This window comes from Mesorhizobium sp. M7A.F.Ca.US.006.04.2.1 (genome assembly GCF_004022915.1).
GTDB lineage: Bacteria > Pseudomonadota > Alphaproteobacteria > Rhizobiales > Rhizobiaceae > Mesorhizobium > Mesorhizobium ciceri.
Genome location: NZ_RZQA01001404.1, coordinates 1 through 921 on the forward strand (window position 1 = coordinate 1; position 921 = coordinate 921).

1 protein-coding gene and 1 pseudogene are annotated in these 921 nt (G+C 64.7%); both read left to right on the plus strand.

Features of this window, described 5'->3' with window-relative positions:
* A partial coding sequence (locus EN925_RS37650) for a RibD family protein (protein WP_164894757.1) occupies positions 1 to 753 on the plus strand: 753 nt, incomplete at its 5' end.
* 12 nt (positions 754 to 765) lie between these two features.
* Positions 766 to 921 (plus strand): annotated as a pseudogene (locus EN925_RS37655) (riboflavin synthase); the annotation flags it as partial.

Below are 921 nucleotides of genomic sequence, written 5' to 3' on the forward strand. Positions count from 1 at the left end.
GGTTATGCGATCCTGCACGCGGCCGGTGTCGAGGTGGTCGAGAAGGTGCTGGCGGCGGAAGCTGCCGAGCAGATGGCCGGCTATTTGATTCGATCGTTGAGAAAACGCCCGGAAGTGATTCTCAAGCTTGCGCTTTCCAGCGACGGTAAGATCGGCAGGGAAGGTGACGGGCAGGTGTCGATCACCGGCGATATCGCGCGCCGAGAAGTGTATCTGATGCGGGCTGAGGCGGACGCCATACTGGTTGGTATCGGCACCGCCCTTGAGGATGATCCGGCCCTGACGGTGCGTTTGCCGGGGCTTGAGAACCGTTCGCCTGCCCGCATCGTGCTCGACCGCCAGCTCAGGTTGCCGGAGGCCTCGAAGCTGGTTTCGGGCGTCGACCGGGTACCGCTCTATATCGCCGCCTGCCTGGAGGCCGATCCGCTGCGGCGCGCAGCACTCGAACGCGCCGGCGTGCGCTTCATCGGCACCGAGACGCACGAGGGCGGCGTAGCCTTGCCGGAATTACTTGAGGACCTGGCCGCGCTCGGCATGGCCAGCGTGCTGGTCGAGGGCGGCGCCAGGGTGGCGAGCGCTTTCCTGGCCGACGGGCTGGTCGACCGCATCGTGCTGTTCCAGGGACCGGATGCAATCGGCGACGACGGCATTGCATCGCCGATCGACGCCGACCATATCCCGGCAGGATTTCGCAAATTGCGCGACATGCGCTTTGGCGAAGACAGCTACGCCGAGTGGATAAGAGACCTTTAGGGATCAACACCGATGTTTACCGGAATTGTCACCGATGTCGGCACTGTCGCGTCCGTCAAGCCGCTCAGGGAAGGGGTGGGGCTCCGCATCGACACAGCCTATGACCCGCAGACCATCGCCATCGGCGCCTCGATCTCCTGCGGCGGCGTCTGCCTGACGGTCACGGCC